Source organism: Bradyrhizobium sp. dw_78 (assembly GCF_018449525.1).
Lineage (GTDB): Bacteria > Pseudomonadota > Alphaproteobacteria > Rhizobiales > Xanthobacteraceae > Bradyrhizobium.
Genome location: NZ_JAAVUS010000003.1, coordinates 193289 through 218999, shown reverse-complemented (window position 1 = coordinate 218999; position 25711 = coordinate 193289). Strand labels below are relative to the sequence as shown.

The window sequence follows — 25711 nt, the reverse complement described above, 5'->3', positions numbered from 1 at the left end:
CCGCCCCGCCGCGAACTTTGGCGCTTCTTTAAATTCTCTATGTTTGATCCGATATAGAGTCGGTCCGCAACCGACGGAACCGAGCGAGGATTCACGTGTCTCACGCAGTTAGCCAGACCCCGCACAGCCGGGGCGCTTCTCAGCCGGCGCCCGTCGCGCCGCGCCGTCCGCACGCCTTTACCTTGCACGGCGTCACGGTGACGGACGATTATGCCTGGCTGAAGGATCCCAACTGGCAGGAGGTGCTGCGCGACCCGTCGATCCTAGATCCGGATATCCGCAACTATCTCGAAGCAGAAAACGCCTATACCGAGAGCCTGCTCGGCCATACCGCAGGCTTGCAAAAAAAGCTGATCGCCGAGATGCGCGGGCGAATCAAGGAAGACGATTCCAGCGTGCCGTCCCCGGACGGCGCTTACGCCTATTTCCGCAAATTCCGTGAGGGTGGCCAACACGAACAATTTGGTCGCATGCCGCGCCACGGCGGCGAGCACGAGATCATCCTCGACGGCGATGAACTGGCCGCCGACCAGGAATATTTCAGGTTCGGCGGCGCGCGCCATTCGCCGGATCACCGGCTCGAAGCCTGGAGCGCCGACATCAAGGGTTCGGAATATTTCTCGATCCGGGTGCGCGACTGGGCGAGCAAGAAAGACCGCGACGACCTCGTCGAGGAGACCGACGGCGCCGTGGTGTGGAGCGCGGATTCGCGCGCGTTCTTCTACGTCAAGCTCGACGACAATCACCGCCCGATGCAGGTCTGGCGGCACCGCCTCGGCACGCCGCAAGCGGACGATGTGCTGATCTATGAGGAGCAGGATTCCGGCTGGTTCACCCATATCCATGAAAGCACCAGCGGCCGCTTCTGCGTCATCGCCGGCGGCGACCACGAAACTTCCGAACAGCGGCTGATCGACCTTGCAAAGATCGACGCGCCGCCGCGGCTGGTCGCGGCGCGTCAAACCGGCGTGCAATATTCGATCGCCGACCGCGGCGATGAATTGTTCATCCTCACCAACGCCGACGACGCCATCGACTTCAAGGTCATGACCGCGCCGCTGGCCGCGCCGGAGCGCGCCAACTGGCGCGACCTGATCCCGTATCGCACCGGCGTTTATGTAATGGACATCGATCTCTATGCCGGCCATCTGGTGCGGCTGGAGCGCGCCAATGCATTGCCCGCGATCATCATCCGCGATCTCAAGACCGGTGACGAGCACGCGATCGCCTTCGACGAGGCCGCCTATTCGCTCGACACCATGGGGTCTTACGAATTCGACACCACGAATCTGCGCTTCTCCTATTCGTCGATGACGACGCCGTCGGAAGTCTACGACTATGACATGACGAGCCGGGCGCGCACCTTGCGCAAGCGGCAGGAGATTCCGTCCGGCCACGATCCTGCCAATTACGTCACCACCCGCATCATGGCGAAATCGCATGACGGCGCCGAGGTGCCGGTGTCGATCCTGCATCGCAAGGGCCTCACCCGCGACAGGAAGGCGCCGCTGTTGCTGTATGGCTATGGATCCTACGGCATGGCGATGCCGGCGTCGTTCTCGGCCAACCGGCTGTCGCTGGTCGACCGCGGCTTTGTCTACGCGATCGCGCATATTCGCGGCGGCTCCGACAAGGGCTGGGGCTGGTATCTCGACGGCAAGCGCGAGAAGAAGACCAACAGCTTTGACGATTTCGCAGCCTCCGCCCGTGCGTTGATCGAGGCGAAATACACCGGCCCCAAACGTATCGTCGGCCATGGCGGCAGTGCCGGCGGCATGCTGATGGGCGCCGTGGCGAACCAGGCCGGCGAATTGTTCGCCGGCATCGTCGCCGAAGTGCCGTTCGTCGACGTGCTCAACACCATGCTCGACGACAGCCTGCCGCTGACGCCGCCGGAATGGCCGGAATGGGGCAACCCGATCGAAAGCGCGGATGATTTCAAGACCATCCTGTCCTATTCGCCTTACGACAACGTTGCGGCAAAGGATTATCCGGCGATTCTCGCGATGGGCGGGTTGACCGATCCGCGCGTCACCTATTGGGAGCCGGCGAAATGGATCGCGCGGCTGCGCGCAACCATGACCGGCGGCGGCCCGGTGCTGTTGCGCACCAATATGGGCGCCGGCCACGGCGGTGCCTCCGGCCGCTTCAACCGGCTCGACGAAGTCGCGATCGCCTATGCGTTTGCGCTGTGGGCAGTCGGGATGGCGGACAAGAATGGCGCGATTTCATAACCCGGATTTCACTTCGCTTCATCCGGGCTGCGCTCCATCAATTTATTCCGTCATTCCGAGACGCGAAGCGAACCCGGAATCCATGGCGCAGCATAGAACGTGGCGCTATGGATTTCCCGGATACGCAATTGCGCATCTGAGGTCTGGTGCTAGCGCACCATCCCGGAATGACAGGCAGGAATGAACGCCATGCCGAACACCACCAAGACCAATTTTCCGGTCAGCAACATCCGCCGCTTTCTCGAGCCGGGTCCGATCGTCCTCGTCAGCTCCGCTCATAAAGGCCAGACCAACATCATGACCATGGGCTGGCACATGGTGATGGAATTCACGCCCTCGCTGGTCGGCTGCCTGATCTCGTCCGCCAATTATAGTTTCGACCTGGTCCGCAACAGCCGGCAATGCGTGATCAATGTTCCGACCGTCGATCTCGCCGCCAAGGTGGTGAAGATCGGCAACAGCTCGGGGCGGGATATCGACAAATTCGCCGAATTCGGCCTTTCGGCAAAGCCCGGCAAGCAGGTTCGCGCGCCGCTGATCGACGAATGCTATGCCAATTTCGAGTGCAAACTGGTCGATACGAGCTGGATCAGGAAATACAATGTCTTCGTGTTTGAAGTGGTCGAAGCGCATGTCGCCACTTCGCCGAAATATCCGAAGACGATCCATTATCGCGGTGACGGCGAGTTCATGATTTCCGGTGCCGAGACCCGGAAATATCGGAAGTTGTTCAGGCCGGGAATGTTGTGAAAGTTCACGGCAGAATGGCGAAAACTACCGTCTCCTTGTCACCCAATATCCGTTATTCCGGGATGGCCCAAAGGGCCAGGCCCGGAATGACGGCCTAATGATGAGTTAATAAATCGACGGCTCGCCGACCGGGGCGCCAAAGTCCGTTTCGAGGAAATCGAAATCGCAGCCTTCGTTGGCCTGCCGGATGTGACGCGTGAACATCCAGCCATAGCCGCGTTCGAACCGGGTCTCCGGCTTCGTCCATTCGGCGCGGCGCTTTTCCATCTCGGCATCGGAGAGGTCGAGATTGATCGTGCGCGCGGCGACGTCGAGCGTAATCAGGTCGCCGTTTTTCACCAGCGCCAGCGGCCCGCCGATATAGGATTCCGGCGCGACATGCAGGATGCAGGCGCCGTAGCTGGTGCCGCTCATGCGCGCATCCGACAGCCGCACCATGTCGCGCACGCCCTGCTTCACCAGTTTGGTGGGGATCGGCAGCATGCCCCATTCCGGCATGCCGGGTCCGCCCTGCGGCCCGGCATTGCGCAGGATCAAGACGTGATCGGCCGTGACGTCGAGATCTGGATCGTCGATCGCCTTCTTCATCGCGGGATAATCGTCGAACACCAGCGCCGGGCCGGTATGTTTGAGGAAGCGCGGCTCGCAGGCGGAGGGCTTGATGACGCAGCCGTCCGGCGCAAGATTGCCCTTCAGCACCGCCAGCGCGCCTTCGGCATAGATCGGATCGGCGGTGGTCCTGATCACGTCGTCATCATAGACTTCGGCTCTCGCGATATTGTCGCCGAGCGTCCGGCCGGTCACGGTCAGGCAATCGAGATGCAGATGTTCCCGAATGCGGCCCATCAAACCCGGCAATCCGCCGGCATAGAAGAAATCCTCCATCAGATATTTATCGCCGGAGGGCCGAACATTGGCGATGACAGGCACCTTGCGGCTGGCCTTTTCGAAATCGTCGAGGCCGATGTCCTGGCCGGCGCGGCGGGCCTGCGCGATCAAATGGATGATGGCGTTGGTCGAGCAGCCCATCGCCATCGCCACCGTGATCGCGTTCTCGAAAGCCTGGCGGGTCTGGATCTTTTTCGGCGTCAGATCCTCCCAGACCATTTCGACGATGCGCCGTCCACATTCGGAAGCCATGCGGATGTGGCCGGCGTCGGCGGCCGGAATCGACGACGCGCCCGGCAAGGTCATGCCAATTGCTTCGGCGATCGCCGTCATGGTCGAGGCGGTGCCCATGGTCATGCAGGTGCCGTAGCTGCGGGCGATGCCGGCCTCGACATCGACCCAATCCTTGTCGGAGATTTTCCCCGCGCGGCGCTCGTCCCAGTATTTCCAGGCGTCCGAGCCGGAGCCCAGCGTCTTGCCCTTCCAGTTGCCGCGCAGCATCGGACCCGCGGGCAGATAGATCGCCGGCAGGTTCATGCTGGTGGCGCCCAGCAGCAGCGCTGGCGTGGTCTTGTCGCAGCCGCCCATCAGCACCACGCCGTCGATGGGGTGGCCGCGCAGCAATTCCTCGGCGTCCATCGCCAGCAGATTGCGGTAGAGCATGGTGGTCGGCTTCAGCAGCGATTCCGACAGCGACAGCGCCGGCAATTCCAAAGGAAAGCCCCCGGCCATGAAGATGCCGCGCTTGACGTCGTCGACGCGCGATTTGAAATGCATGTGGCAGGGCTGCGCATCCGACCAGGTATTGAGGATCGCGATCATAGGGCGGTCCTTCCATTCTTCCGGCGCGTAGCCCATCTGCATGGCGCGCGAGCGATGGCCGAAGGCGCGAAGATCATCAGGCGCGAACCAGCGCGCGCTGCGAAGCGTTTTTGGATCTTTCTTTGCTGTCATGGCTGCACCTGAACGGGAAAAATCGAGGAGTCCAGAGCATGATCCGGAAAAGTGTGTACCGGTTTTCCGGAAAGATCATGCTCAAACAAGAAGATGGGAAACGAGTGTGTCTCAACGCAGTTGGATCATACCCCAGGATGAATTGACCGGTATCCGCATTGCGCATGAAAGTTAGGGGATTACAAGATCGGCCGACATCGTCGCCATACACGATACATCGCCTGCGCCGGCTTTTTGCGGCGCACAAAAAACGGCGCCGAAACAGCACGGCGGCCGCCGGACAATGGAAATTATTTCAGGACGCCCGCTGAGCCGTCATGACGATGCGGATCAGGTCGGCGGCATTCCGGGCACCAAGCTTCCGCATGATATTGGCGCGATGATCCTCGATCGTCCGCGGGCTGATTCCGAGCGAGCGTCCGGCTTCCTTGTTCGAGGCGCCGGCGGTGAACTGTTCGAGCACGTCGCGTTCGCGCCGGGTCAACGGTTCGCGCCCGGGGAAATGCAGCGATCCGACTTTCGACGCAGAGTTCTCCGCCTGCCGGCGCGCATAAGCCCCGATCGCCTCCTCCAGCCGGGCGACAAGTTCATGCCCCCTGAACGGCTTCTCGATGAAATCCAGAGCGCCGTTCTTGATCGCGCTCACCGCCATCGCGATGTCGCCTTGCCCGGAAATGATGAAGATCGGCGCAGGATAATCCTCGCCGCGCAGCTCCTTCAGGACATCGAGGCCGGATTTGCCGGGAATGTGTACGTCGAGCAGGATGCACGCGGGCACCCGGGTTCGCGCAACCGCCAGCAGCGCGGCGCCGTCCGCAAAGCAGATGACCTGATAGCCGCCGGCCGACAACACGATCGAGAGGGTTTCGCGAACGGCGGGATCGTCATCGACGACAAATATCTCGCCGCGGGATGGGGATTTGTCGGCCATGCGCCATCATCCATCGCTCGTCATGAGGGCAAGCCGAACGGTCCCGGTGCCTATTCGCCGGACCAGCCCAAGCCGTATTTGTACGGGACCGCGTGTTAACACTCAAGTAGGGCTGTCGGCCCTAACACCGCGGCGAGGAGAACCACCATGCTTAATCCAGCAAGCGGCGATACCTGCTCCGGTGGCCGGAACGACACCTGTCGTTCGGTCGTTGCAACCCTCGCGTCCCTGATCGAACAGCTCAAGGCTGGCACGGAAATGCTCGATCTTGCTATCGCCAGGGAAACCGCCGGTGACGGCCAGGAAGCCAGTGAGGACGTTGCCGTCCTGGATGACATCACACCCTGTTATGTCATGGTGAATGCAACGCTGGACGCCTGCAGCAGGGCCTTGACCGTCGCCTTGCAGTCGCTGCTGGATGCCCATGCATCGAACGCCACAACCGGCGGACCTGTAGCGTTTTCGCACGAAAGCCTGTCCGGGGCCTGATCCGCGGCGGAAACCGCCGCGGGACGTGCCCGGTGCTTACGCCGCGCGGACCGTGGCAAGAAAGCTGTCGACCTCGCTGCGCAGCGTTCCGGCCTGAGCCGCCAGCACATCCGCCGCACCCAGCATGTTCGAGGCGGCGCCATCGGTATCGCGGACCGCGGAATTGACGCCGCCGATATTCTGCGAGACCTGGTTGGAGGATTGCGCAGCCTCCTGCACGTTGCGGGTGATTTCCTGGGTCGCCGCCGCCTGCTGCTCCATCGCCGCGGCGATCGCCGTCGAGATCTCATCGACCTCGGCAATGGTCTGCGAGATGCGCTTGATGGCGGTGACGACGCCGGTCGTTTCATCCTGGATGGCGGTGATTTGCGACCGGATATCCTCGGTCGCGCGCGAGGTCTGGGTCGCCAGCGCCTTGACCTCCGAGGCGACCACCGCAAATCCCCGTCCGGCATCCCCCGCGCGCGCCGCCTCGATGGTGGCGTTGAGCGCCAGCAGATTGGTCTGGCTCGCGATCTGGTTGATGAACGCGACGACCTCTTCGATCTTCTGCGCGGCGCCGGCCAACGCGAGAACCTTCTGGTTGGTGGCTTCGCTCTCCTGCGCGGCGGTCTTGGCGACATGGGACGCCTGCGTGACCTGACGGCCGATTTCGGAAATCGAAGCCGTCAGCTCTTCCGAGGCGGATGCGACCGTCTGGATGTTGACCGAGGCTTCCTCGGCGCCCGAGGCGACCGCGCCGGCCTGCCGCTGCGTTCCGGAAATGCTTCCCGCGATCGTCTTGGCGGTATCCTGCATGGCATGGGCGGCCTGCGAGACGGTGTCGACCACCCCACCGACCCGGCCCTCGAACCCGTCCGCCATCGCATAGAGCGCCTGCCGCTTCTCCTGTTCGGCTTTCTTGGCCTGCTCTGCCTGCTCCGCCTGCAGCCGCCGCACCGCAAGTGCGTTTTCCTTGAACACCTCGAGCGATTTCGCCATCTGGCCGACTTCGTCGGAACGCGTCGCCTCCTCGATCGTCACCGACAGATCTCCGGCGACGACGCTCTCCATTTTTGCGGCGAGTCGCGTCAGCGAGCCCGCGATGTTGCGGCTCAGCGCCAGCACCAGGCCTCCCATGACCACAAGGATGACAAGGCCAAGTCCGGCCAAATGCAGCACCGTCTTGTGATAGGCGGCATCGAGATCATCGATCCAGACGCCGGAAGTGATCATGAAATTCCAAGGTTTAAACTTCTTGGCGAAGGTGAGCTTGGGCAGCTTTTCGGTCTGACCCGGCTTGGGATAGTCGTAGGTAAACAGGCCTTCATCGCCGCTGCCGACCGCTCCGTTGATTCCGTCTAGGGTGTATTGGCCATTTGGCATCAATTTGCCGCGGGTACCCTCGACGTTGGGTGCGCCGGGATTGACGAACCAGAAGCCGTCCGCCTGTCCGACCGCGACGTAGCTCTGATGATCGTCATACCACATCGCCCGCGTTTCATTCTTGTAACGCTCGAGCGCCTGATCGTGGGTCAATTTCCCGGCCTGGACCTGCGCCTCAAGCGCCTGGGCCAGCCCGTGGCTGGTCTCGACGATCGCCCGCAGCTTGTCGATGCGGTCATTGAGCATCCTTTCATGCAGGATCGAGGTCGAGACGGCGATGGCGGCGACCAGGGACAGCGCCGAGAGCGCCAGTACGATCAGAAGCTTGGAGCGGATTTTGATCTTGTTGACGAAATTCATCGGCGACCTGACGCGAGAAATGAAACCGGAGTACAGCTTATCGGCAGACTTATCTAAGATACGATTAACCGGCTCTCGCGCCGTCACCGGCTGCGACATTGAGTCATCCGACGGCGCCAGCAGCCTCGCGCCGCCGCAACCCACCGGACTTCTACGGATCGGGATGTTCATACAAGTCTAATGATCGGCGGCTAGAATGGCGGCAGATTGGGAGCATCCATCATCCATGTTGACGTTCGAGACGACCGATCCGAAGCAAGTCCGTCGTTTCCGCACCGCGCAGTTCAACGGCAGGGCCATCACCGTCACGCATGACGGATCGGCGGTGACCGGCTTTGTCCGGTCGGTGCTGGAGCACAGATCGAGCGTCCCGCCGAGTTGGAGCATCACGATCATTCCGGCCGAGCCCAGGGCCGCGACGGCACGGCCGGCGCCTCGTCCGCGCGCGTTCGCAGACGATCTTGAGTTGTATTAATCGAACGCCGCACCGTCGCCGATCCTCGCAAATGCGCGCGTACCTGTGCGATGCATGTTTCGGCCTGCGCCCGCGATATCGGCAAGGGCATAGCGGAAACATCAAAAGCCGGTGAGGCCGAAGGTTGCGCTGGAAGCGTTTCAGGATACACGGCACTCTGATTAAACCGTGATCGTCCTGGATCTCAGGCCGGACACCTCGGAAACCAGGAGACGTAGAATGGGACGAAGGATTGGATGGTTGACGGCGGCTGCCGCGCTGGCCGGTGTTTTGGCGTTGAACGCAAGCGCCCTGGCGCAGACGGCCGCGGCGCCTGCCGCAAATGCGGCGCCGACCGCGGACAACGCCATCCTGCTCACCGTGTTCCTGAAGCACGACCAGTCGCGCCCGCTGAACGAACTCAACGCGCAGCTCGAGAAGCAGGGATTCTACAAGGCGTTCCCGCCGCCCGGCGTCGAAGTCGTGAGCTGGAATGTGCTGATGGGGATCGGACAGGTCGTGACGCTGCGGCTTCCCGCCTCACGGCTGCGCGAGGTCAACCGCATCTTCGAGACCACCGCCTGGGGCCCCTATCACACCGAGTTCTATCCGACCTATGACTACAAGGCGGCCGGTCTCGCGGAGCACGACAAGGCCAAGTGACACGACAAGCCAGTAAGGAGGCGCGTGGAGCAGCGCCAGGTGAGAGAGCGAAATGAGGCGATCGCGCTCTAACGGTCGAACTCGAACAGCCGGCCGAATCCTTGAACCGTTCCTGGAACAGCTCCTTCAATGACTCCCTGGCCGGCGGCGGAAACCCCGCCGCCACGGAGCAGATGCCACGCCATGCTCTGATTGCTGGTGATGACGGGAATGCCGAGCGCCTGTTCCAGGCTGTGGATGATCGGAGCGGAGCGGATCGCCGTGCAGCTCAGAAAACATGCGTCTGTTGAACCGCGCGTGTGTTTCAGTGCCCAGTGAAGAATCTCGCCAGGCTCCAGCCTGGACATCTCGGTATTGGTATCGATGCCGAGGTTCGCGTCGCTTGCGACCGCGACGCCATTGGACTCGAGAAACGCGGCCTCGCGTTGATGCACTTCGTCGATATAGGGCGTCAGCAGGGTGATGCGCCGGGCCTTCAAACGCGCCAGGGCCGTCAGGATCGCCTCGGCCGTGCTGAACGAGCGGATGCCGGTCGCGGCCTCGATCCGCTCACGAATGCCCTGGGCGAGATCTGGCGCGAAGGTCGACACCGCGGTACAATGAAATACCACCACATCCACCTTTGCATCGGCCAATAGCTTCGCCGACGCCTCGAGCTGATCCAGCATACCCATCAGTTCGGTACGGCTGCTGCCGAGCAGCGGCAGTCGCGTCACCAGCATCGACACGCCGGCGGGCAGCATCGCGCGCAATTCGGGTTCCGCGACCGAATTGCCCGATGGAATCAGTACGCCCGCGCGCAGGCGGTCGCCATAATCGATCGCAGGGCGCATCGGGGACAGCATGCCGCGTTACGCCCGAACGGACGAACGTCCGAACACTTCCATTTGCGCCGCACGCAGATAGTCGCGGTTGATATAGCCGTCAGCCGAGGATTTGACGCGGTTGGGCACGGCCCGGATCAGGGAGCTGATCTCGATCAGGGCCTGCACCGCTTCCGTGCTGGCGTCTCCGTCACGCGGGAAAATCTGGTCGGCGGTGTATTCGTCCCAGGCGCGCAAGGCATATTCCCGCGTGATTCCGGTCTCCCGGATCGCAACGGATGTCGCACCCTCGCGGTTGGTGAAAAACCACTCATGCGCCCGCACGAACGCCCGCATGAACTTTCTCATGATGGCCGGGTTGGCGCGCGCCCAGCGCCGGTCCACGTTCAGCGAGGTGAACTGGAAATACGGCACTTCCGCGCGCGGCTCACACAGGCTGGGAAAGCCCTGATCGACGGCGATGTAGTTCAGGGGCGCGCCTTGAAGCCCGGCGTCGATCTCGCCCGATTGCAGCATTTCCCACCGCGTTAAAATCGGCCCGACCGCCCTGATGTCGTAATCGCGCGGATATTCAAGCCCCCGCGCCGACATCAATTTCATCACCAGCGACGAACTGCCGGCTTCGATCGAGGACACGCCCACGGTCTTTCCGCGCAGGTCCTCGAAGCTCCTGATGTTCTTGCCGCCGACGAACGAGAACGGCAGCCGGTTGACGTTGCCGCCGATGATTTCCAGCGCGCCGCCGCCTTCGCTGTCGAGGACCACATGTTCGGTGATGCCGTAAGCGAGCTGCGCCCGGCCGTCGCGAAGCCGGTTGGTGACTTCGTCGACGCCTTCGTAGAGCTCGATCGCAACGTCCAGCCCTTCATCGGCAAACATTCCCTGATGCTGCGCGATCCAGACCGGCATGTTGAAATAGTTCCGCGACACCGCGGTAAACACCAGCTTTTCCATTCTCTTGAAGACCTCTTCTCGGAATTCGTTAGACGGCCTGCGCCGTTCGGTTGGGCGATGGCGCGACGGCCGGGCCGGTCAATTGGATCGGGTTGCGGGCGCCCGACAGGATGACGAGGGCGCCGCCGAGTAACAGAACGCCGGCGATCAGGAAGGCTCCGGCAAAGCCACCGGTCGCGGCGACGACATAGCCGGTCACGATCGGCGCGGCGGTGCCGAACACATTGCCTCCCATGATCAGGAGGCTGGTGGCGACGCCGTTGCAGCTTCCATCGGTCAGAAGGTCCGCGGTCAGGGCGATGTTCATCGCCATCGCGGTCGCGACGCAGGCCAGCGACACGCTGATCAGGCCTTCGATCAGCCAGATCGATTCGACGAACGGCGTCGCCAGAATCACCGACGACAGCAGCAGCAGCGCGGCAATCAGTTTGCGGCGCTCCGCATTGGTGCCGCGCGACCGCTTCAGCAATTTGTCGCTGAACCAGCCGATCGCCAGCCCGAGGATGGCGGCGGCGCCATAGGGAATCGCCGAAAACAGCCCGGTCTTCAGCACGTCCATGCCGCGCGTCGCCGCCAGATAGCTCGGCAGCCAGGTCATGAACAGATAGAGCGTGTAGCCCGCGCAGCCCTGCGTAAGCGCCAGCGCCAGCATCGACGGGCTCCGCAGCAACGCCTTCAGCGCGTCGAACTGCGTCATGTCCGCGTTCAGCCGCTGCGCGGCCTCTCCGCGCTGGCCGAGGATCATGTCCCGCTCCGGCCGGCTCAGCCATGACGCCTGTTCGGGGCGGCGATAGAACACCAGCCACGCGAGCGCGAGCGTCAGCCCCAGGGCGCCGGTGACGTAGAAGGATTCCCGCCATCCGAACTGGAGGATGAGCGCGCCGACCACGACCGAACCGACGCAAAGGCCGGCATGCGCCCCGGAATTGAGGAACGCGGCAGCGATGCCGCGTTCGCCGCCAGGCGCCCACTCGCGGATGATCTTGCCGCCGGCCGGATAGCTGGCGGATTCACCGATTCCGAGCACCAGGCGAGAGGCGAACAGCGAGCCGTAGCTTGCCGCTGTTCCGGTCCAGATGCCGGCAAGCGACCACAGGCCAAGCGTCGCATAGGTGATGGCGCGTCCGCCGAACCGGTCCGCCAGCAGCCCCATCGGGATCAGGCAGATCAGGTAAGTCCACAGGAACGCGGAGAAAATGTAACCCATGTCGATGGGCGAGAGGTTGTAGGTCTCGGCGATGGCCTTGGCGGCCACCGACAGATTCACCCGGTCGAGATAATTGATGAACATCAGGACAAACAGCCCGACGTAGACGAGATATCGTTTCTGAATGCCCAATGCGTTCCTCCGGTCGGCTTTTGATTATTATTCGCATGTCACATTTCCACAGATCGGAGCGGCGGGACAATTCATATTTGTCATACAGAAAATGAATATCGTTCATATGATGCCGTTAGCGGAACTGCTCGGAGATTAGCTGCCGCATCCAGGCGTGGGCCGGATCCCGGCTGAAGCGCGAATGCCATTCCAGATCGATTGCGAATGTCACGTCGTTCAGCGGGAAGGGCGACGTCACGCAGCGATGCGAAGTGTCGCGATCCAGCGCCCACCGAGCCGGGATGGCGGCCACCAGATCGGTCGCCGCGACGATATGACGGGCATCCCGCCAGCTCGGCACCTGAAAGGCGATCTCGCGCCGCAATCCCCTTACCTTCAGCGCATCGTCGATGACATTGGTGCCGATCGTGCCCGCCACCTTGACGTGGGACAAGGAGGCGTACAGCGCCAGCGTCATCTTCTTCGAGCGGAGCGGGTTTTTCCGGTTCATCAGCACCACGAACCGCTCTTCCATCACCCGCATCGTATCATCGCGTCCCGCTAGCTGCGGCGATTCGCCGAGGCGGATATGGATTTCGTCGCCGACGATCTCGTTCTCGTGCCGATCGCCGGAAAAATGAGCGGCGTTGACGTGAATGCCCGGCGCGATCCTTCGCAGCACCGGGCACAGCCGCTGCAGCAGATGGCTCGAGACATATTCGGAAATGCGCAGCCGGAACGATCGCATCGCCGTCGCCGGATCGAAGGTCTTTGACTGCTCGATGACCGCGCCGATATTCTCGATCGCGACCCGCGTCGCGTCGGCGATTTCCATCGCGCGCTGGGTGGGCTGCATTCCCCTGGACGAGCGGATGAACAGCTCATCCTTGAAATTGTTGCGCAGCCTGCGCAGCGCATGACTGACCGCGGACTGGGTCAGGCCGAGGCGCAGCGCCGCCCCCGACACGCTGCGCTCGGCGACCAGGGCTTCGAGCATCACCAGAAGATTGAGATCAAGGCTTCGCGGGCGCATGCAATCAACTCGCTTATGGAAAGGCCGGTTGGCATCGCCACGGCTTTTAGCGGCGCGACCGTTGGCGCGATAGAATGGAGACTGCCGGGTTTGAGGAAGCACCCCGAACCTGGTCGGGACGCCCGATGAGGGCATCAATCCATTCCAGGCGCTGGCGATCCCGGAAAGACTCGAATTTCCGGCCCAAGGGTTGGGGAGGCGCTTTCAGGACAACGATATCAATAGGTTAGGGTCATAGATGTGGCTGACATGTTGCGCGCGGGCCGGCATCGGGGCGAAGCGGCGCCGGATTCGGTGCCTGGTCCAGCCTGCTAAAATATTCGAATGTTTTTGCAAGCCACGGCTGGACCCGCTCCGGGATATCAATAGCTTACGTTCGATTCCCGCCGGCGCTCGGATTACGGTCCATATGCGCGGAAGACCGACCCTGGAAAGACCGCCGGCGAAGCGGGTGTACCGCACACCGGCGGTCGCCAACCAACCTGGATAGTAATGGATTGCCCGCATGAAGAAGATCGGCTTTCTCTCGTTCGGGCACTGGACGCCCTCGTCGCAATCACAGACCCGCTCGGCCGCGGACACCCTCCTGCAATCCATCGACCTCGCCGTTGCCGCCGAGGAATTGGGCGCGGACGGAGCCTATTTTCGCGTCCACCACTTCGCCCGCCAGCTTGCCTCGCCTTTCCCGCTGCTGGCGGCGGTCGGCGCGAAGACCAGCCGCATCGAGATCGGCACGGCGGTGATCGACATGCGCTACGAGAACCCGTTCTACATGGCCGAGGATGCTAGCGCCGCCGATCTTATCGCCGGCGGGCGCCTGCAGCTAGGCATCAGCAGAGGGTCGCCCGAGCAGGTGATCGATGGATGGCGCTATTTCGGTTATCAACCGGCCGAGGGCCAGAATGACGCCGAGATGGGGCGGAGTCATGCGGAGGTCTTCTTCGACCTGCTGCGCGGTGAAGGTTTCGCCCAGCCGAGTCCGCGGCCCATGTTTCCAAATCCGCCCGGGCTATTGCGCCTGGAACCCTGGTCTGACGGCCTGAGGGACCGGATCTGGTGGGGCGCCGGCTCGAACGCCACGGCGATCTGGGCGGCAAAACTCGGGATGAACCTGCAAAGCTCGACGCTCAAGGACGACGAAACAGGCGAGGCTTTCCATGTGCAGCAGGCGGCCCAGATCCGGGCCTACCGCGCCGCCTGGCGCGAGGCCGGCCATGCGCGTGAGCCACGGGTCTCGGTCAGCCGCAGCATCTTCGCTCTCATTGACGATCGCGATCGGGCCTATTTCGGGCAGGGCCGCGAAGATGAGGACCAGGTCGGATTCATCGACGACAAGACCCGGGCGATCTTCGGCCGCAGCTATGCCGCCGAGCCGGATATCCTGATCGATCAGCTCAGGAAAGACGAAGCCATCGCCGAGGCCGACACGCTGCTGTTGACCGTCCCCAACCAGTTGGGCGTTGCCTACAACGCGCATGTGATCGAAGCGATTTTGACCCATGTCGCTCCGGCGCTGGGATGGCGCTGACAAACCGGCCTGACATCTCTCATTTGAAAGGAGCCCGTATTGAGCGTTGCTTTCACCAAGGAAGACAGTGCCGAAACGGCGTCGGAAACCCTGCTGCCGGACCGCCCGGTTTCACCTCACCCGAACCTTGTAACCGAAGCGGGATTGAAAGCTCTGGAATTTCAGCTCGCCCAGGCCCGCGAGGTCTACGAGTGCGCGCAGAAGATCGAAGACGTGAACGAAAGACGGCGGCAGGCAGCGTCTCCCTTGCGTGACGCGCGCTACTTTGCGGCGAGACTTCGGACGGCTCAGGTCATCGCCAGGCCTGCGTCAACCGACATCGTTGCCTTTGGGAGCACGGTGGCTTTCAGGCGTGACGATGGGCGCATGCAGAAATATCGGATCGTGGGAGAGGACGAAGCCGATCCCAAGACCGGCTCGATTTCCTTCGTATCGCCGGTGGCGAGGCTTCTGATGGGCAAAGGCGTCGGGGACGTCGTCGGCACATCCGGTCAGGAGCTTGAGATCATCGCGATCTCATAGCAGGCACTTTCACAAGCCCGCCGATCGATTTGTACCAGCGCGCAGCATCCCGCATGGGATCTTGCGCTCCTACTTGACGTCCGCTCCGGAAGCAGCGCGGTCAAGCCAAACGGTCATTCCCGGCTCCAGCCCCTGGGTCGCGGTTATCGGATCCGCCCGGACCAGAAAACTGTTGAGATCATGATCGCCGACGGCACGCGCCGCACGCCAGACCGCGAATTCGCCGAGCGGACGCAGCTCGGTGACCCGCGCCTCGATCCGGGCCCCCTTCGCGGTCAGCAGTTCAACAGGGCTGCCGACGGCGATAGCTCCGAGAAGGTCTTCCCGGATCGTGAAGGTGAACCAGCTCTCGCGTCCGACACCGAGCGTCATGACAGGCTGTCCGGGGACGATCGCTTCACCGGGTTCGGCGACCAGAAGATTCACAACGCCATCCACGGGTGCCACAAGCGTCGTTTTGGCGAGCTGGGCTTCAAGATCAGCGATCGCGGCTTCGGCGGAAACGACCTTTGCTTCGGCGATGGCGCGTTCCTCTCTGGTCGGACCAGCCTTGCTCTGCGCGTAAGTCGCCTGCACCAGGCCGAGATTGGCTTCGGCCTTGCCGAGTTCCGATGTCCTTTCGTCAAGCTGCTGCTTGCTTGCAAAATCCTTGGAGGCGAGCGTCGAGGCGCGGGCGTATTGTTGTCTTGCAAGGACCAGATTCGATTCCGCGATGGTGACATTTTGCGCCGCGATGTCGACTTCCTCCTTGCGGATGCCGGCGTCGACATTGGCCCGGTCGGCTCTCGCGGTGGCGGCGTTGGCCCTCGCCTCTTGAACGGCAGCCGTAAGCTCGGGGCTGCTGAGCACCGCCAGCATATCGCCCTTGTGGACTTCCTGTCCTTTGCTCACACCAAAGGACGCAAGCCGCCCGCTGGTCTCGGGAGCGATGCGAATTTCGGTTTGATGCACAACCCCGACAATCGGCGGCGGCGACAACCGCGCCGCCTGCGATCGATATGCGAAGGCCCCGGCCAATCCGATCAGGACGATGATCCCGAGAATGGCAAATCGACGGAGGGCTGGACTAATGCTCACGGCGGATCTCCACCCTGTTCAAAAGGTTGGCCGCCACGATGGCGAGGAGCCCGTAAACGCCGGCCAGAATCCAGAGCGCCGCCCAATCCCGCGAAACGTCATGGAGGGTGGCGCCCATCTGATTGATGCGCACGAGACCGTCGATCGCGGAGGTGCTCGGGAACAGACGGCTGGCCGAGCGCAGAAACTCCGGGATGGCCTCGACCGGCCAGGATACGCCGACCAGGAAAAACAGCGGCAAACTCACAGCGATGAACAGGATCACCGCCGTTTCCCGCCGCTTGAACCACAGGCTGACGAACTGCGCCAGAAAACTGACCGAAAGGACGAACGGCAGCACCATCAGGAACAGATCGAGGAGACCTCCCAAGGTCGAAAAGCCATAGACGCGCGGCAGGATGATCAGATACAGCGCGATTCCCGGCATCGCGAGGCATAGATGCGCAAGCGCCTGGCCTACGATGGCGCGCGCATTCGCGCGTCGCCGCCGCCCCTGGATTCCGCCCTGCTCGAATGTCACCCCTCCCAGCGTAGCCGCGCCCAGCAGCAGCGTCTGCTGCAGGATCAGCACGAAGGCGGCCGGAACGACATAGCTCGCATAGCCGCCGGTCGGATTGAACAGCGGCTGCACCAACAAATCGACCGGGGCGTTCCGGATCAGAGCCGCATGGGCAAGACTGCCATCGATCCGGGCTCCGCGCGTGGCGACTTCCTCGGTGACTTCATTGCTCGCTTCGGAGATGCCCTGCAGCGTGCGGTTGTACAGAAGGAAATAGGCCGAATCGACATAGGCGGCGAGCCGCGCCTGATTGCCCTTCAACACCTCCCGCTCGGTCCGCTCGGGAATTTCCAGGATCGCGAACACCTGGCGCCGTGCGAGCGCAGCCTGCGCGTCCGCCAGCGTGTCGGCGCGAACGGCGACGCTGACCGCCTCGTCGGCGTTCACGGTCTGAACAAGACGGCGGCTGAGCTCAGTGTGATCCTGATCCACCACCGCGATCGGGATGCCGCGCAACACCTGGCCGAGATAGGGCTGCGGATAGAGAAGACCGTAGATCACGGGCGCGATCAGGATCAGGCCGAAGACGCCGCGGTCGTTGAGGATGCGGCGGAATTCGGCGACCATCGCGGCTCCGACGCCGGGGGCCTGGTAGGAGCTTGTCATCGGTAGATGATCGACAACGGGCGCCGGTGTTTTCCGGGCGATGGCGTGCAGGCGCCACCAGCTCAATCCGAACAATAGCGAGGCGAGCGCGCCCAGGATCATGAACGGCTGCGCGGACACCGCCGTCGGCAATCCGCGAACGGCCTGGTCGAACAGGATCTGGACGTACCAGCGCAGCGGCAGGAGCGCGCCCCAGAAGCGCGCGAAACCATTCATCGCCAGCACCGGAAAGCCGACGCCGGCAAAGCCGAAGGCCGGGTTGCAGAACAGCGCGGTCAGGCTCAGGCCGAGCGCAAGATCGCCGGCCAGAAGCTGCAACAGGCTGCCGAGCGAAAGATAGGCGATGACCAGCAGGCAGGCCGCGGCTCCCATCAGCAAAGCATCGCCCCGGAACGGAACCTGGTAGAGACCATGGATGATGCCGGCCTCCACGATCATCATGATCACAAAGATCGCGAACAGCGGCGCCAGCTTTCCGACCAGCGCCGCCAGCGGACTGCCCCCTGCCGCCTTTAGCCAGCCCCGCACGCTGCGGCGCGAAAATTCGGAGCCGACCGAATATCCGGCGGCGATCGCCACGATGACGTGGAGGACGGTGGGTAGAACGGCGCGGAGCAAAAACTGCGCGTAATTCAATTCGGGATTGGTCAGAACATATTGCTCCACGACCAGCGAGCCCGGCGCGAATGTACCGTTCGCGCCTGATGGTGTGGACAACGTGGCCGTCGCCGTGGCGATCGCGCTGGATATCGCGGCCGAGGCGCTGTTGCCCGGCGTGAAATACTGCCGGTTATAAAGCACGACGATCTGGGGGCGTTTGCGGGCGACCAGATCCCGTTCGAAATTCTCCGGGATATAGATGGCGGCGATCGCCTCGCCGGAGCGGATGGCGTGCATCGCGCTGGTCATATCGCCGGAGCGCTCGGACACGGTGACGCCGGGCGCCGACGCCACCGCCTGCACATAGATCATCGATGTCGGCGAGCGGTCGCTGTCGACGACCGTCACCCGGAGATTGCGAATGACGGCGTTGCCGAAGGTTATCGCCAAAATCGTAAAGGCGATGATCGGCACGCCGATCGTCAGCAGCAGCGCGAGGCGATCGCGCCGCATCCAGCGCAATTCGCGGGTGGCGACGAGAAGAATGCCGGGCTGCGGCGGCGCCCTCATGGTCTCCTGCCCGGCCACTCGGCATAGACGCTCATTCCGGGCCGCAGTCCGGGCACGGGCGAAACCGGATAGGCGCGAATCGCGAAAGTGCGCAGGTCGAAATCGCCGGTCGCGCGTGTGGCTCGCCAGCCCGCAAATTCGCCTCTGGTCGCAATCAAGCGGATTTCCGCCGTGATCAACCGGTCGCCGAGGGCGGGAACCCGCATCTGAAACTGATCCCCCACCTTCAGTCCCTTCGCCAGATCCTCGCGAAGGTCGAAACGCAACCAGACATCGTTCAAGTCGATGAGGGACAATAGCGGCACGCCGGGCGAAACATATTCGCCGAGCTCGGCGCCGATCTGGTAGACCTGCGTGGCGACCGGCGCCTTCACCGTCAATTCGTTGACCTGCGCCCTGATCGTGTCGACCGACGCTTGCGCCTTGGCGACGTTGGCGCGCGCGACACCACGCTCCTCCGGCGTATAGCCGTTGACCGCCGCCTGATAAGCCAACTTCGCCTGATCGAGGCTGCGTTGCGCGACCTGAAGTGAGTTGGTGACTTCGTCGAGGCGCTGGATCGGCGTATCGCCGGTTCCGGCCAATTGCTTGACGCGATCATAGGTTTGCTGCGCGAATGTGAGATCGGCGGTGGCGCTTTCGACCGCAGCCTTGCGCTGCGCGATCACCTCGGCGCGCGTGCCCACTTCGATATTCGCAAGCTGTGCGGACGCGACCGCCATCCCCGCCTCCGCCTCATGCAGCTTGGTGACGAGCTCCGGATTGTCGATTTCGAACAGCAATTGCCCGGCGCTGACATTGTCGCCGCGCGACACCGGGCGCTTGCCGACCCTGCCGTCGACACGGGCGGCAATATCGATGCGGGTAGCGTCGGCTTCTCCCTGGATGATGAGCGGCTGTGGCTGCACCAAATACCACAGCGAAAGCCCGACCATCGCAGCGACGATGATGGTGACGATGATGGCCGGTGCCCGGGCCACCTTGGGTCCCGGCGGCTCCGGGGACGGCGCGGACGAAGACGCCGGAGAATCGGAGGTCTGGGACGAGGCCGCTATGGACTCGGCAGAGGCTGAACTTCGCGTCGTTGCCGGTTGCTGATCAATTGCCGTCATGTGAGTGAGGATCCGTGTGCCGTTCGATCACCCGTTGGCGTTAATGGCGCCGATCATGCCTCCTCTGCGCGGAGACAACAAGTCCAACGGAAGCCGGACGAACGCGCGGCAAGCGGAAGCCACACGGAAGCAATGTCATAAAAATGTCGGGCAGCGCCAGCCTCAGCGACTCGCGCGGTTACGTCGGCGGGTTTTCCTGATCGTACACGCGAGAGGCTCTATCGAAGATCGATCTGTTCGTCATTGCCACGCCGCATGGCGGGGCTTTCCCCTTGAGGACTGATCAAGCCCTTTCACGAACGGGCGAACGACCGCTCGGCGGCGGGTGCGGTCAAGCTATGACCTTCTCCGCGCCTTGCCGGGCTGGCCAGGCGCGCATCGCCAGCCGGCCGATCTCGGCCAGTTTCTCGTGCGATGCGCCATCGCGCGCCTGCACCGCAAGCCCCCGCGCCACGGCGCTATAATAGGCCGCAAGCATGTCGCAGTCGGTATCTTCGGACAGGTCGCCATCCTGGATACCCTTTCGCATGCGCTCCGCCATCGCGCCTTCCGAAAAGGCGCGATGCTCGGCCATCATTTCGCGAATGTTCTTCATTCCCGGCGGGCAATGCGTACCCGCGAGCGAAATCATGCAGCCGAGCGGGTGATCGCCGCGCGTGAACTCTTCCGCCGTCGCGGCGAACAGCCGCGCGAAGGCGGTTTTCGCATCGATCGAGGGATCGTTGAGAATGGCGAAGAACCAGTGGCCTGACCACTCCAGATAAGACTGCGTGGCCTCGCAATAGAGCGCTTCCTTGCTGCCGAACGAATTGTAGAAACTCGACGAACTGATCCCCATCGCGGCGATCAAGTCGTCGAACGACGTGCCCTCATAGCCACGCTCCCAGAACAGATTCATCGCCTCTCTCAACGCGAGGTCGCGATCGAACACTGCCGGCCGTCCCCGACCGCGTTTGCTTCCCTGGATGCTTCCCTTGATTATTTTTGATGTCATTGCTCCAAAAATCCTTGAACCACGCCTCCCGGAGTTTATATCCCGCCAACAATATTTGGAGCTCCTGCTCCAAATATCAACCCCGACCGAGACTTTTCCGCTGCCGAATGACAAGCGCCTGGCATGCCGATTTCGACACGTTGGAGCGGACGGCACGGTGGCGGGGCCGCCGAATTTCGGACCGCATGGCAAGGATTTATGGACAGCCTCATGGATCAGATCACAGATCGCTCGAAGCTCGAAAAAGAACCGCTTGATGAACCCGCACCGCCGCGCCGGCGGACCTGGAGAACGGCCGCGGTCGGCGCCGCGGTGGTTCTCGGTCTCCTCGCCGTCTATTTCGGCTTCGGACCTCCCAAGGGAAGCCAGGCGGTGGCACTTGCGACTCCTGCCCCCCTGGTGACGGTCAGTCAGCCCTTGCAGCGAGAGGTCGATACCAGGGTCGGCTTTCTCGGCCAGTTCTCGGCGATCGACCGCATCGAACTGCGGGCCCAGGTCGGCGGGACGCTGACCGAGATCCACTTCAAGGACGGCCAGATCGTACACAAGGGCGACCTTCTCTTTGTGATCGATCCGCGCCCCTACGAGATCAAGCTCGAGCAGGCCAAAGCGGCGCTACAGACCGCGACGGCCCATGTGGAACTCGCCAACACTCAGCTTTCGCGCGCGCAGTCGCTTCGGCGCAATGAATTCGCAACCCAGGAGACGGTCGACCAGCGGACCTCCGACCATGATACGTCGCAGGCGGCGGTCGAGGACGCCACGGCGCGCATCCGCGACGCCGAGCTCGACCTCGAATATTGCCACGTGCGGGCGCCGTTCACCGGCCGCATCGGCGCGCGCCAGGTCTCGATCGGAAGCCTGGTCGCGGGCAGCCGCGCCGCTACCAGCCCGACCACGCTGCTGGCGACCCTGGTTTCACTCGATCCGCTTTATCTCGATTTCGACATGAGCGAATCCGATTTCCTGACCTTCTCGCGCGAGCGCGCCCGCATCGGCGGTCCGCTGGCCAACAAGGTTGCGATCGGCCTCAGCGACGAGAACAGTTTCGGCCGCGAAGGTACGCTCGACTTCATCGACAATTCGCTCGACCGTTCGAGCGGGACCATTCACGCGCGGGCCACGGTACCGAACCCGGACCTGTTCCTGGCGCCGGGCCAATTCGCCCGGCTTCGAGTCGCGATCGCACCGCCCGCACCGGTCTATCTGCTGCCGGACTCCGCGGTCGTGCTCGACCAGTCGCAGCGACTGGTGATGACGGTGGCCCCCGATGCGACCGTGAAGCCCAAGATCGTGACTACCGGCGATCTTCGCGGCGGATTGCGCGTGATCCAGTCCGGGCTGGACGCGAGCGACCGCGTCATCATCGATGGCCTGGTGCGCGCCATTCCCGGCGCCAAGGTCGCGCCGCAGGACGGCGCCATCCACTACGACGCGGCCGCGGAAGGTCGAGGCTGAACCAAGCCTGAGACATTTTCGCCAAACCATCTGGACCGAGGCAGGAGCTTTCCATGTCCCATAGCTTCATCGACCGGCCGATCTTCGCCACGGTCCTCAGCGTCTTCCTGACGCTGATCGGGCTCGGCGCGCTCGCCATGCTGCCAATTGCGCAATATCCGGAGATCGTGCCACCCACCGTCCAGATCACCACGTCCTATCCGGGCGCGTCCGCGGACGTTGTTTCACGGACGGTTGCCACGCCGCTTGAGCAGGAGATCAACGGCGTCGAGAACATGATCTACATGAACAGCCAGTCGACTGGCGACGGCAAGCTCACCATCACCGTGACTTTCCGGATCGGCACCGACCTCAACGTCGCGCAGATGCTGACGCAGAACCGGGTGCAGGACGCGCTGCCCCGCCTCCCCGCGGACGTCCAGCAACTCGGTGTACAGGTGAGAAAGTCGACACCCAACATCCTGCTCGCCGTCCATCTTTATTCACCGGATAGCTCCCGCGACCTGCTCTACACCTCGAACTACGCAACCTTGCACGTGAAGGACGTGCTGGCGCGGCTGCCGGGCGTCGGCGACGTACAGTTCCAGGGCGGCCGCGATTACGCCATGCGCATCTGGCTCGATCCGGACAAGGTCGCCGCGCATAATTTGAACGCGGGCGAGGTTCTTGCCGCGCTGCGCGCCCAGAACATCCAGGTCTCGGCGGGCATCTTGAACCAGCCGCCGATCGCATCAAAGCAGGCCTATCAGCTCAACGTGCAGACGCTCGGCCGGCTCTCCACGCCCGAAGAGTTCGCCTCGATCGTGCTGAAGTCGGACAGCGAGGGCCGCGTGACGCGCCTGCGCGATGTCGGCCGCGTCGAGATCGGCGCCTCCGATTACGGTTCGAGCGCCTACATGGACCGTCAGCCGGGCCTGCCGCTGCTGATATTTGCTCAACCGGGCGCCAATTCCCTCGCTGTCGATCACGAAGTGCTCGACGCGATGAAAACGCTGGCCAAGGACTTCCCACCCGGCCTCGACTACAAGATCATCTATGATCCCACCATTTTCGTTGGCAAATCGGTCGACGAGGTGGTCAAGACGATCTTCATCGCGATCCTTCTGGTGGTGGGCGTCGTGTTCCTGTTCCTGCAGAGCTGGCGCGCCGCCATCATTCCCGTGATCGCGATCCCGGTGTCGCTGGTTGGCACCTTTACCTTCCTTTATGCGCTCGGCATTTCGTTGAACAATTTATCGCTGTTCGGCCTCGTGCTGGCGGTCGGCATCGTCGTCGACGACGCCATCGTCGTGGTGGAAAATGTCGAGCGCAACCTCGAACGGGGAATGAGCCCGAAAGAGGCCGCCCATGTCACCATGAACGAGGTCGGCGGCGCGCTGATCTCGATCGCGCTGACTTTGTGTGCGGTGTTCGTGCCGTCGGCCTTCCTGTCCGGCATCACCGGCCTGTTCTTCCAGCAATTCGCGATCACCATCGCCGCCTCGACCCTGATCTCCTGCTTCGTCTCGCTGACCCTGAGCCCCGCCCTGTGCGCGGTGCTGTTCAAGGCCCACGAGCCCGGCCACGCGGCGCGCCGTTCATGGATCGCGCGGTTGGTGCAGGCCGGATTCGACCGCTTCAATTTCGGATTCCAGTGGCTGTCGACGAGCTATGGACGGCTGACGCGGCGGCTGGTGCAGATCACCGGCGTCGTGCTCGTGATCTATGTGGCGCTGATCGGCATCACCGGCTTCCAGTTCTTCCGCGCGCCGACAGGCTTCATTCCCGAGCAGGACCAGGGCTATCTCATCACGGTGGTGCAGTTGCCGCCCGGGGCAACGCTCGACCGCACCGAAGCGGTGGTCAAGAAAGCGATCGACATCATCATGTCGACGCCAGGAGTCGAGCACGTCGCACCGTTCGCCGGGCTGGACGCGACCACTTTCACCATCGCATCCAATGCCGCGACGATCTTCTCGGCCCTGCCCTCGCTGTACAATCACGACGTCAAGGGCGTGACCGCGAACAGCGTGCTTGCCGATCTGCGCAAGCGCCTCTCGGTGATCCAGGAAGCCAATGTGCTGACGATTCCGCCGCCGCCCGTGCAGGGCATCGGCAGTGCCGGTGGCTTCAAGATGATGCTGCAGGATCGCGCCGGTCTCGGATCGGAAGCGCTCGCCAAAGCGGCGCAGACGCTGGTCGCCGCCGCCAACAAGGATCCGAGCTTTGCCGGCGTCTTCACCTTGTTCAGTACCCGCTCGCCGTCGGTCTATGCCGATATCAATCGCGAGAAAGCCGAAAAGGTAGGCCTGACGCCGACCGACGTGTTCAACACGCTGCAGCTCTATCTCGGCTCGCAATATGTCAACGACTTCAACTATCTCGGCCGTACCTACGAGGTCATCGCGCAGGCTGACGGCGGCTTCCGTCAGGATCCGCAGGACATCACGCGGCTGAAAGCGCGCAATGCATCGGGCGAGATGGTGCCGATCGGCACCGTGGCACAGTTGAAGCCGGAGAATGCGCCCTACCGCGTGCCCCGCTACGATCTGTTTCCCGCCGCCGAAGTAATGGGCGTCGCCGCTCCCGACGTTGCAACCGGCACCGCATTGCATCGGATGGAAGAACTCGCCCACGAAGTCTTGCCGCCCGGCATCGGCTTCGAATGGACCGAACTCGCTTTCCAGCAGCAACTGCCGGGAACGTCATCGCTGCTGGTGTTCGGCGCGGCCGCCCTGTTCGTGTTCCTGGTGCTCGCGGCGCAGTATGAAAGCTGGAATCTGCCGCTCGCGGTGGTGATGATCGTTCCGATGTGCCTGTTGGCCTCCGTAACCGGGCTGTTGATACGGGGCATGCCGATCGACGTGCTGGCGCAGATCGGCTTCGTCGTGCTGGTCGGACTTGCCGCCAAGAACGCGATCCTGATCGTGGAATTCGCGCGGCAGACCGAGGCAAACGGCGCCACCCCCGCCGAGGCCGCCGTCACCGCGGCGCGCACGCGGCTGCGGCCGATCCTGATGACGTCGCTGGCGTTCATCTTCGGCGTCGCGCCGCTGGTGGTCGCAACCGGCGCCGGCTCGGAGATGCGGCAATCGCTCGGTACGGCTGTCTTTGCCGGCATGCTCGGGGTGACGGCGTTCGGCCTCTTGTTCACGCCGGCCTTCTACACCGTGGTCCGCAAGATCAGCCGCAAGAAGCGGCAGGCGAAAGCCCAGGAAGTTGCGCATGTAGTGTAACGCCGCAGGATCGGAGTCCTGCGGCGAGGATTGCGAACAGGCGCCGGCTCGCGCTGCCCCTGCCCTCCTTCGCGAAGGCACTCGCACTATTTGTGATCTTGCCCCACTTGGCGACCTGTCGCATTTCTGTCCAATATGCCGGCGGAGACGATGCTCCGGTAGGCAGAAAACGCCACGGCGGAAGCTTGCCGTACCACATTATCGCGCCTATCCCCGCGTTCGATTAACCGGCATGCTTGGCGTGGAGCCCAAA

At 63.0% G+C, this 25711-nt stretch carries 20 protein-coding genes; 9 read left to right on the top strand and 11 right to left on the bottom strand.

Features of this window, described 5'->3' with window-relative positions; all coding sequences use genetic code 11:
- The first annotated feature begins 95 nt into the window (after nt 1–95).
- Complete coding sequence (locus HB630_RS10140) at nt 96–2234, top strand: prolyl oligopeptidase family serine peptidase (RefSeq protein ID WP_213772103.1); 2139 nt, start codon at nt 96–98, stop codon at nt 2232–2234.
- Between the two features lie 189 nt (nt 2235–2423).
- The gene (locus HB630_RS10135) at nt 2424–2984 is read left to right on the top strand and encodes a flavin reductase family protein (protein ID WP_213772102.1); all 561 of its coding nucleotides are present in this window, start codon (nt 2424–2426) and stop codon (nt 2982–2984) included.
- Nucleotides 2985–3089: 105 nt separating this feature from the next.
- Here HB630_RS10135 and araD read toward each other — a convergent pair whose 3' ends face one another.
- Both araD and HB630_RS10125 read right to left on the bottom strand, forming a co-directional pair.
- Nucleotides 3090–4826: an L-arabinonate dehydratase gene (araD, locus tag HB630_RS10130; RefSeq protein ID WP_213772101.1), complete on the bottom strand. Its 1737-nt coding sequence runs from the start codon at nt 4824–4826 to the stop codon at nt 3090–3092.
- Nucleotides 4827–5121: 295 nt separating this feature from the next.
- Entirely contained in the window at nt 5122–5757 is a 636-nt protein-coding gene (locus tag HB630_RS10125) for a response regulator (protein WP_213772100.1), read from the bottom strand.
- A gap of 147 nt (nt 5758–5904) precedes the next feature.
- On the opposite strand from HB630_RS10125, the gene HB630_RS10120 reads away from it, so the two are divergent.
- Nucleotides 5905–6246, top strand: coding sequence for a hypothetical protein (locus HB630_RS10120; RefSeq protein ID WP_213772099.1), 342 nt, complete (start codon nt 5905–5907; stop codon nt 6244–6246).
- A gap of 36 nt (nt 6247–6282) precedes the next feature.
- Here the strand turns inward: HB630_RS10120 and HB630_RS10115 are convergent, their stop codons facing one another.
- On the bottom strand, nt 6283–7971 hold the full coding sequence (locus HB630_RS10115) for a methyl-accepting chemotaxis protein (protein ID WP_213772098.1): 1689 nt from the start codon (nt 7969–7971) through the stop codon (nt 6283–6285).
- A 226-nt stretch (nt 7972–8197) separates the two neighbouring features.
- Between HB630_RS10115 and HB630_RS10110 the strand changes: the two genes are divergently transcribed.
- A complete protein-coding gene (locus HB630_RS10110) occupies nt 8198–8446 on the top strand; it encodes a hypothetical protein (protein WP_213772097.1) in 249 nt (82 codons plus the stop codon).
- 219 nt (nt 8447–8665) lie between these two features.
- The gene (locus HB630_RS10105) at nt 8666–9088 is read left to right on the top strand and encodes a hypothetical protein (RefSeq protein ID WP_213772096.1); all 423 of its coding nucleotides are present in this window, start codon (nt 8666–8668) and stop codon (nt 9086–9088) included.
- Nucleotides 9089–9156: 68 nt separating this feature from the next.
- Here the strand turns inward: HB630_RS10105 and HB630_RS10100 are convergent, their stop codons facing one another.
- The 4 genes from HB630_RS10100 to HB630_RS10085 all read right to left on the bottom strand — a co-directional run bounded on the left by HB630_RS10100 (nt 9157) and on the right by HB630_RS10085 (nt 13217).
- A complete protein-coding gene (locus HB630_RS10100) occupies nt 9157–9831 on the bottom strand; it encodes an aspartate/glutamate racemase family protein (RefSeq protein ID WP_249780806.1) in 675 nt (224 codons plus the stop codon).
- Between the two features lie 108 nt (nt 9832–9939).
- On the bottom strand, nt 9940–10866 hold the full coding sequence (locus HB630_RS10095; protein WP_213772094.1) for an ABC transporter substrate-binding protein: 927 nt from the start codon (nt 10864–10866) through the stop codon (nt 9940–9942).
- Between the two features lie 28 nt (nt 10867–10894).
- Nucleotides 10895–12205, bottom strand: coding sequence for an MFS transporter (locus tag HB630_RS10090; protein WP_249780780.1), 1311 nt, complete (start codon nt 12203–12205; stop codon nt 10895–10897).
- 115 nt (nt 12206–12320) lie between these two features.
- Nucleotides 12321–13217 carry a LysR family transcriptional regulator gene (locus HB630_RS10085; protein ID WP_213772093.1) on the bottom strand — a complete coding sequence of 299 codons (897 nt, stop codon included), beginning with the start codon at nt 13215–13217 and terminating at the stop codon, nt 12321–12323.
- 505 nt (nt 13218–13722) lie between these two features.
- Between HB630_RS10085 and HB630_RS10080 the strand changes: the two genes are divergently transcribed.
- Together HB630_RS10080 and greA are read left to right on the top strand one after the other, a co-directional pair.
- Nucleotides 13723–14745, top strand: a complete 1023-nt coding sequence (locus HB630_RS10080) for an LLM class flavin-dependent oxidoreductase (protein WP_213772092.1) — start codon at nt 13723–13725, stop codon at nt 14743–14745.
- Between the two features lie 39 nt (nt 14746–14784).
- On the top strand, nt 14785–15267 hold the full coding sequence (greA, locus tag HB630_RS10075) for a transcription elongation factor GreA (protein ID WP_213772091.1): 483 nt from the start codon (nt 14785–14787) through the stop codon (nt 15265–15267).
- A 69-nt stretch (nt 15268–15336) separates the two neighbouring features.
- Here the strand turns inward: greA and HB630_RS10070 are convergent, their stop codons facing one another.
- From HB630_RS10070 to HB630_RS10055, 4 genes are all read right to left on the bottom strand, one after another.
- The gene (locus HB630_RS10070) at nt 15337–16344 is read right to left on the bottom strand and encodes a biotin/lipoyl-binding protein (RefSeq protein ID WP_213772090.1); all 1008 of its coding nucleotides are present in this window, start codon (nt 16342–16344) and stop codon (nt 15337–15339) included.
- A complete protein-coding gene (locus tag HB630_RS10065; RefSeq protein ID WP_213772089.1) occupies nt 16334–18679 on the bottom strand; it encodes an ABC transporter permease in 2346 nt (781 codons plus the stop codon). Before HB630_RS10065 ends, HB630_RS10070 begins: the two co-directional genes overlap by 11 nt.
- Nucleotides 18676–19659 (bottom strand): efflux RND transporter periplasmic adaptor subunit, encoded by a 984-nt coding sequence (locus HB630_RS10060; protein WP_346656066.1) that lies wholly within the window; start codon nt 19657–19659, stop codon nt 18676–18678. The genes HB630_RS10065 and HB630_RS10060 overlap by 4 nt, the downstream gene beginning before the upstream one ends.
- Before the next feature lie 463 nt (nt 19660–20122).
- Nucleotides 20123–20722, bottom strand: a complete 600-nt coding sequence (locus HB630_RS10055; protein ID WP_346656065.1) for a TetR/AcrR family transcriptional regulator — start codon at nt 20720–20722, stop codon at nt 20123–20125.
- A 273-nt stretch (nt 20723–20995) separates the two neighbouring features.
- Here HB630_RS10055 and HB630_RS10050 point away from each other — a divergent pair, with 273 nt between their 5' ends.
- Nucleotides 20996–22243: an efflux RND transporter periplasmic adaptor subunit gene (locus HB630_RS10050; RefSeq protein ID WP_213772087.1), complete on the top strand. Its 1248-nt coding sequence runs from the start codon at nt 20996–20998 to the stop codon at nt 22241–22243.
- Between the two features lie 53 nt (nt 22244–22296).
- The gene (locus HB630_RS10045) at nt 22297–25458 is read left to right on the top strand and encodes a multidrug efflux RND transporter permease subunit (protein ID WP_213772086.1); all 3162 of its coding nucleotides are present in this window, start codon (nt 22297–22299) and stop codon (nt 25456–25458) included.
- The last annotated feature ends 253 nt before the right edge of the window (nt 25459–25711 follow it).

Bases quoted from the DNA above. Each gene is read 5' to 3' on its own strand.
- HB630_RS10135 (WP_213772102.1), top strand. From the start codon at position 2,424: ATGCCGAACACCACCAAGACCAATTTTCCGGTCAGCAACATCCGCCGC.
- araD (WP_213772101.1), bottom strand. From the start codon at position 4,826: ATGACAGCAAAGAAAGATCCAAAAACGCTTCGCAGCGCGCGCTGGTTC.
- HB630_RS10125 (WP_213772100.1), bottom strand. From the start codon at position 5,757: ATGGCCGACAAATCCCCATCCCGCGGCGAGATATTTGTCGTCGATGAC.
- HB630_RS10120 (WP_213772099.1), top strand. From the start codon at position 5,905: ATGCTTAATCCAGCAAGCGGCGATACCTGCTCCGGTGGCCGGAACGAC.
- HB630_RS10115 (WP_213772098.1), bottom strand. From the start codon at position 7,971: ATGAATTTCGTCAACAAGATCAAAATCCGCTCCAAGCTTCTGATCGTA.
- HB630_RS10110 (WP_213772097.1), top strand. From the start codon at position 8,198: ATGTTGACGTTCGAGACGACCGATCCGAAGCAAGTCCGTCGTTTCCGC.
- HB630_RS10105 (WP_213772096.1), top strand. From the start codon at position 8,666: ATGGGACGAAGGATTGGATGGTTGACGGCGGCTGCCGCGCTGGCCGGT.
- HB630_RS10100 (WP_249780806.1), bottom strand. From the start codon at position 9,831: ATGCTGCCCGCCGGCGTGTCGATGCTGGTGACGCGACTGCCGCTGCTC.
- HB630_RS10095 (WP_213772094.1), bottom strand. From the start codon at position 10,866: ATGGAAAAGCTGGTGTTTACCGCGGTGTCGCGGAACTATTTCAACATG.
- HB630_RS10085 (WP_213772093.1), bottom strand. From the start codon at position 13,217: ATGCGCCCGCGAAGCCTTGATCTCAATCTTCTGGTGATGCTCGAAGCC.
- HB630_RS10080 (WP_213772092.1), top strand. From the start codon at position 13,723: ATGAAGAAGATCGGCTTTCTCTCGTTCGGGCACTGGACGCCCTCGTCG.
- HB630_RS10065 (WP_213772089.1), bottom strand. From the start codon at position 18,679: ATGAGGGCGCCGCCGCAGCCCGGCATTCTTCTCGTCGCCACCCGCGAA.
- HB630_RS10050 (WP_213772087.1), top strand. From the start codon at position 20,996: ATGGATCAGATCACAGATCGCTCGAAGCTCGAAAAAGAACCGCTTGAT.
- HB630_RS10045 (WP_213772086.1), top strand. From the start codon at position 22,297: ATGTCCCATAGCTTCATCGACCGGCCGATCTTCGCCACGGTCCTCAGC.